We start from the raw sequence: 5,596 nt of genomic DNA, 5'->3' as shown, positions 1-5,596 counted from the left end.
CCCGCGGCCGTCAGGCCCCGGCCGAGCCGGCGCGGCCGAAGCTGTCGGCGACCGTGCGCCGGGCGCTGGACGTGCTGGGTCTCGAGGAAGGGGCCGACACCGCCGCGATCAAGGCGCAGTACAAGGCCCTGGTGAAGCGCTTCCATCCCGACGCCAACGGCGGCGACCGCTCCTTCGAGGAGCGCCTGCGCGACATCATCCGGGCGCACGACGTGTTGCGCGCGGCCGGCCTCTGCTGAGGCCGGCACGATCGATGCAAAGCCGGGCGTCGCGACGCGGCGAGCGGTTTTCGCGCGCGAACGACCGGAATTCTCCGAACGCCGACCTATATGTGGGCCTTGCCCTGAACGCCTGCCCGTCTGTGGCGCCCCGGCGCGACGACGGTTAAGGAAGGGCCTGCATCCCGGCGGCGTTCGCCCGGCGAGGCGAGGCCCGAGACAAGTTCCGCGCGGCTTTCGATCCGATGCCCGTCGGAAGACCGCCCTACGAGGTTCCGTATGCTCTCTGACGACAAGCCCGCCATGCTCCCCGACCGGACGGTCTCCGTCCGCGACACCTTCGGCATCGACATCGACCTCCAGGTGCCCGCCTTCGCGGAAACCAGCGAGCACGTGCCCGATCTCGATGCGGACTACATCTTCGACCGCGAGACCACGCTGGCGATCCTGGCCGGCTTCGCGCGCAACCGCCGCGTGATGGTCACCGGCTATCACGGCACCGGCAAGTCGACCCATATCGAGCAGGTCGCCGCCCGGCTGAACTGGCCCTGCGTGCGGATCAACCTCGACAGCCACGTCTCGCGCATCGATCTCGTCGGCAAGGACGCGATCGTGCTGCAGGACGGCAAGCAGGTCACCGCCTTCCAGGACGGCATCCTTCCCTGGGCGCTGCAGAACAACGTCGCGCTGGTCTTCGACGAGTACGACGCCGGCCGCCCCGACGTGATGTTCGTGATCCAGCGGGTGCTGGAGCTGTCCGGCCGCCTGACGCTGCTCGACCAGAAGCGGGTCATCCGCCCGCACCCGGCCTTCCGGCTGTTCGCCACCGCCAACACGGTCGGCCTCGGCGACACCTCGGGCCTCTATCACGGCACGCAGCAGATCAACCAGGGCCAGATGGACCGCTGGTCGATCGTCACCACGCTCAACTACCTGCCGCACGAACGCGAGGTCGACATCGTCCTGTCCAAGGCGACCCACTACAAGGGCGACCAGGGGCGCGACGTCGTCAGCCGCATGGTGCGCGTCGCGGACCTGACCCGCAACGCGTTCATGAACGGCGACCTCTCGACCGTGATGAGCCCGCGCACGGTGATCACCTGGGCCGAGAACGCCGACATCTTCCGCGACATCGGCTTCGCCTTCCGCGTCACCTTCCTCAACAAGTGCGACGAGCTGGAGCGGACGCTGGTCGCCGAGTTCTACCAGCGCGCCTTCGGCAAGGAGCTGCCCGAGAGCGCGATGAACGTCGCGCTGAGCTGAGCTTGATGGAGAGGATGCGATGGGTAAGCCGGCCCTGAAAGACGCCCCCGTCGTCGCGAAGGCCGGCGGATCGGCTCCGTCGCGTCCTCGTTACGAAGATGATTTCTACGGCTGGCTCCTCGAACAGGCCGACCTCCTGCGCGCCCGCCGGTTCGACGACCTCGATCTGGACCACGTCGCCGAGGAGCTGGAGGGGTTGTCGAAGAGCGAGTTCTCCAAGCTCCAGAGCTGCCTGCGCGTCCTCCTCATGCACATGCTGAAATGGGACCAGCAACCGGAGCATCGCACGCCGAGCTGGATCTACTCGATCCGCGAACAGCGCCGCCGCGTCGGTCGCATCCTGCAGCAGAATCCCGGCTTGAGGTCGCGGATCGTGGAGGCGCGGGACGGCGCCTATCAGGATGCGCGGGATTGGGCCTCCAACGAGACCCATCTGGACCCCGACGAGTTTCCGGACACTTGCCCCTACGATTGGGACGATATCCGCGAGCGTCCCTTCGACCTCGATTCCGTTAAGAAGTAGCATCCATGTCCATCTCCAACCGCAAGCCCGGCGAACGCCGCGAGCCGGTCGCCGAGCCCCTGAAGCGCTCGGTCGCCGGGTGCCTGCGCGCGATCGCCAAGCGCTCCGAGGTCGAGGTCACCTACGCCACCGACCGGCCGGCGCTCACCGGCGACAAGGCGCGCCTGCCCGAGCCGCCGCGCAAGCTCACCGTCGCCGACGTGGCGGTGCTGCGCGGCAACGCCGACGCCATGGCGCTGCGCCTCGGCTGTCACGACATCACGGTCCATCGCCGGCTCGCGCCGGAGAATTCCGCGGCGCGTGCGGTGTTCGACGCGGTCGAGCAGGCCCGCGTCGAGGCGATCGGCTCGCGCCGGATGTCGGGCGTCGCCTCGAACATCTCCGCGATGCTGGAGGATCGCTACCACCGCGGCGGCAAGTACGAGAACATCACCGACCGGGCCGACGCGCCGATGGAGGACGCCGTCGCCCTGATGGTGCGCGAGCGCCTGACGGGCCAGCAGCCGCCGGAGGCGGCCAAGCGCATCGTCGAGCTGTGGCGCGCGCACATCGAGGACAAGGCCGGCCCGAACCTCGACGGTCTGATCGGCTCGATCGAGGACCAGCGCGGGTTCGGCCGCTCCGTGCGCGAGCTGCTGTCCTCCCTCGACATGGCCGACGAGACGCCGTTCGACCCCGAGGACGACGAGAACGACGACGAGAACGAGGCCCAGGACGACGAGCAGACCCCGAGCGAGGGCGACGCCGAGGAGCAGAGCCAGGGCGACCGCGCCGAGGTCGAGACCTCGGAAGAGGCCTCCGACGACATCGAGGAGGGCGCGCAGGAGGCGGCCGACGCGCCGTCCGGCGAGCTTCCGGAGGAATCCGAGGACGCCGATTCGGAAGAAGCCTCCGAATCCTGGCGCCCGCCGTCGAAGGCCGCCAACGAGCTGCGCGGGCCGGACTATCGGGTGTTCAATCCGAAGTTCGACGAGGTGATCCACGCCGAGGACCTGTGCGACGCCGAGGAGCTCGCGCGGCTGCGCAGCTACCTCGACAAGCAGCTCTCGCATCTCCAGGGCGTCGTCGGGCGGCTCGCCAACCGCCTGCAGCGCCGGCTGCTCGCCCAGCAGAACCGTGCTTGGGACTTCGACCTCGAAGAGGGCCAGATCGACCCGGCGCGCCTCGTGCGGGTGGTCATCGACCCGTTCCAGCCGCTGTCCTTCAAGCAGGAGAAGGACACCAATTTTCGCGATACGGTGGTGACGCTGCTGCTCGACAACTCGGGCTCGATGCGGGGCCGCCCGATCACCGTGGCGGCGACCTGCGCCGACATCCTCGCCCGCACCCTCGAGCGCTGCGGCGTGAAGGTCGAGATCCTCGGCTTCACCACCCGCGCCTGGAAGGGCGGCCAGTCGCGCGAGGCGTGGCTCGCCGCCGGCAAGCCGAACGCACCGGGCCGCCTCAACGACCTGCGCCACATCGTCTACAAGTCGGCCGACGCGCCCTGGCGCCGGGCGCGGAAAAACCTCGGGCTGATGATGCGCGAGGGGCTGCTCAAGGAGAACATCGACGGCGAGGCGCTGGACTGGGCGCACAAGCGCATCCTGGCCCGGCCCGAGCAGCGCAAGATCATGATGGTGATCTCGGACGGCGCGCCGGTCGACGATTCGACCCTGTCGGTCAACGCCGGAAACTACCTCGAGCGGCACCTGCGCTGGATGATCGAGGAGATCGAGCAGCGCTCGCCGGTGGAACTCCTGGCGATCGGCATCGGCCACGACGTGACCCGCTACTACCGCCGCGCCGTGACGATCATCGACGCGGAGGAGCTCGGCGGCGCGATGACCGAAAAGCTCGCCGAGCTGTTCGAGGAGGATGCCGGCGGCCGCGCCCCGATGCGGGCTTTCGGCGGACGCCGGCGCTGACGCCTGAGAGCATTTTCCATGATCCCCGGATCACGGGAATGCCCTTACTGACTGTGTGATCGCATTGTCTTCACGCGAGCCGGCATCCACCTCGCTCGAAAATGCTTCAGGTGAGAGCCCGCAGCGCGACCAGCACGGCGAGGTGCCCCGGGTAGAACGCCTGGAGCGCGTAGGGCGGCAGGAAGCGCGGCCGGCCTCGCAGCCGCAGGGCGACGAAGAGCACCAGCGGGACGCCGACGAGGATCGTCGCGGCGTCGATGAGGGCGGAGATCCAGGGAGTTTCGCCCCGCGGGTGCCAGCCGTGCCAGTTCAGACCGACGATTGTGGCGACGAGCCAGGCGCCGTAGGCGCGCGGCTCGCGAAGCGCGAGAAGGATCGCCGCCGGCAGCAGGATGCCGGCGAGGCCGAAATCCACCGCCGTCTTGGCGAGTGCGGGGGCGAGGAGCACCACGGCGAGGCCGAGCGCCAGGGCCGCATGACGAAGCCCGGTGCCCGCCCGGTCGAGCGCGGTCGCGAACGCGATGCCCGCCGCCAGGGTGAACAGGATCGACCCTTCGGTGGTGCCGAAGGGGAAGGCGGCAGCGTAGATGGCCTGCGTCGGCACCGCGAGGGCGAGCAGCGCCAGCACGTAGCGGCCGGGATCGGCGCCGCGCACGACGTGCAGCACGGACACCACGCAGAACAGCGGGAAGGCGATCCGCCCGAGCCGCCACAGGGCGACGGCGTGGCCGTCGAGCAGAATGGTGTCGACGTGGTCGCCGACCATCAGCACGGCCGCCGCGCCCTTGATCGCGTCGAGCGGCGCGCCGGCGAACGCCGTGGCGGGCACGAAAAAACCGCCGGCATGGGGGTCCATGCGGCGGTTCATGATCTCGCGTCGCCCGAGGGCGAGGGCTTCAGGCGGCGACGGCTTCCGGAGCCGCGGTCTCGCCGAGCTTCTTGTGGATCTCGCGCTTGAGCAGCTTGGCCGTCTGCGACAGCTCGACCTCGTGAGCCTTCACGAGGAAGGCGTCGAGGCCGCCGCGGTGCTCGACCGAGCGAAGCGCATGCGCGGTGACGCGCAGGCGCACGCGGCGGTTCAGCGCGTCCGAGGTCAGCGTGACGTTGCAGAGGTTCGGCAGGAACCGGCACTTCGTCTTGCGGTTCGAATGGCTCACGAGGTGGCCGACCTGAACGGCCTTGCCGGTGAGTTCGCAGCGGCGTGCCATGATAACGCTATCCTGTCTCGTTCCTGGGCGATCCCGACCCGCCCTCATGGGCTGGGTGCGCCGACTGGCCAGCCCCACCCGAACGTCGTTCCAGGCCTTGCGCAGTCGTGTCTGAGTGGCGGCCTATAGGCGAGACAGCCCGCGACCGTCAAGGCGAAACCCGACATCGCGTCGTCATGAAGGCGCCGGCGCACGCAGCGCGACAGGCTGAACGCAGGCGCCCTCGCGCCGCGGCGCGCCCCCGGACCCTGGGCGTCGGCGGAACGGCCTGTTAACCATGTCGCTTCGATAACCAACCCCCGGGCAGCCCCAGGGCGCCGCGTCGTCGGGCCCGGCGCCCGGACGACCTCGTGAGGATGCGATTCGGACCATGAGCGCCCGCCCCAACCGCAGCGCCTTCCCACTGATGCGCCTCGTTCTCGCCGCCGCCCTCGGCGCCGGCGCCCTGTCGCCGGCCGAGGCGCGCGAGCGCAAGGC

Annotated in this window: 6 protein-coding genes; 4 read left to right on the top strand and 2 right to left on the bottom strand. The window is 69.6% G+C overall.

The window, feature by feature from the left end; genetic code table 11:
• From FV222_RS15875 to cobT, 4 genes are all read left to right on the top strand, one after another.
• Window positions 1-239 (top strand): DnaJ domain-containing protein (locus FV222_RS15875; protein WP_147815037.1); only part of this gene is annotated, 239 nt, incomplete at its 5' end.
• Window positions 240-497: 258 nt separating this feature from the next.
• Window positions 498-1,481 carry a cobaltochelatase subunit CobS gene (gene cobS, locus FV222_RS15870; protein ID WP_147815035.1) on the top strand — a complete coding sequence of 328 codons (984 nt, stop codon included), beginning with the start codon at window positions 498-500 and terminating at the stop codon, window positions 1,479-1,481.
• Between the two features lie 19 nt (window positions 1,482-1,500).
• Window positions 1,501-2,004 (top strand): DUF29 domain-containing protein, encoded by a 504-nt coding sequence (locus FV222_RS15865; protein WP_147762777.1) that lies wholly within the window; start codon window positions 1,501-1,503, stop codon window positions 2,002-2,004.
• Between the two features lie 5 nt (window positions 2,005-2,009).
• Entirely contained in the window at window positions 2,010-3,911 is a 1,902-nt protein-coding gene (cobT, locus tag FV222_RS15860) for a cobaltochelatase subunit CobT (RefSeq protein WP_147754425.1), read from the top strand.
• Window positions 3,912-4,017: 106 nt separating this feature from the next.
• On the opposite strand, the gene FV222_RS15855 is transcribed toward cobT, so the two are convergent.
• The gene (locus FV222_RS15855) at window positions 4,018-4,779 is read right to left on the bottom strand and encodes a TraX family protein (protein ID WP_147815033.1); all 762 of its coding nucleotides are present in this window, start codon (window positions 4,777-4,779) and stop codon (window positions 4,018-4,020) included.
• 28 nt (window positions 4,780-4,807) lie between these two features.
• A complete protein-coding gene (gene rpmB, locus FV222_RS15850; RefSeq protein WP_147754427.1) occupies window positions 4,808-5,119 on the bottom strand; it encodes a 50S ribosomal protein L28 in 312 nt (103 codons plus the stop codon).
• Between the last annotated feature and the right edge of the window lie 477 nt (window positions 5,120-5,596).

This window comes from Methylobacterium sp. WL103, assembly GCF_008039885.1.
Classification (GTDB): domain Bacteria; phylum Pseudomonadota; class Alphaproteobacteria; order Rhizobiales; family Beijerinckiaceae; genus Methylobacterium; species Methylobacterium cerastii.
This window is presented reverse-complemented; position numbering and strand designations above follow the sequence as displayed.

Coding starts and splice junctions, on each gene's coding strand:
- cobT (WP_147754425.1), top strand. CDS start 2,010: ATGTCCATCTCCAACCGCAAGCCCGGCGAACGCCGCGAGCCGGTCGCC.
- FV222_RS15855 (WP_147815033.1), bottom strand. CDS start 4,779: ATGAACCGCCGCATGGACCCCCATGCCGGCGGTTTTTTCGTGCCCGCC.
- cobS (WP_147815035.1), top strand. CDS start 498: ATGCTCTCTGACGACAAGCCCGCCATGCTCCCCGACCGGACGGTCTCC.
- rpmB (WP_147754427.1), bottom strand. CDS start 5,119: ATGGCACGCCGCTGCGAACTCACCGGCAAGGCCGTTCAGGTCGGCCAC.
- FV222_RS15865 (WP_147762777.1), top strand. CDS start 1,501: ATGGGTAAGCCGGCCCTGAAAGACGCCCCCGTCGTCGCGAAGGCCGGC.